Here is a 267-nt window from a genome sequence, read left to right on the forward strand (position 1 = left end):
GGACCCGCGACCTCGCCGAGACGCAGGACGCCCTGGTGCAGTCGCAGAAGATGGAAGCCATCGGCCAACTCACCGGCGGCGTGGCCCATGACTTCAACAACCTGCTTACCGTCATTCGCTCGTCGATGGACTTCCTCCGGCGCCCCGACCTTCCGGAGGAGCGGCGGCGCCGCTACATGGACGCTGTCTCGGACACCGTCGACCGGGCCGCACGGCTGACGGCGCAACTCCTCGCCTTCGCCCGGCGCCAGACGCTCAAGCCGGAGG

At 69.3% G+C, this 267-nt stretch carries 1 protein-coding gene; it reads left to right on the top strand.

What is annotated here, in order from left to right:
• Window positions 1-267: histidine kinase dimerization/phospho-acceptor domain-containing protein (locus AX737_RS17105; protein ID WP_280949063.1), on the top strand; the 267-nt coding region annotated here is incomplete at both ends.

This window comes from Methylobacterium sp. CCH5-D2 (genome assembly GCF_001556475.1).
In the GTDB taxonomy this organism is placed as follows: Bacteria; Pseudomonadota; Alphaproteobacteria; order Rhizobiales; family Beijerinckiaceae; genus Methylobacterium; species Methylobacterium hispanicum.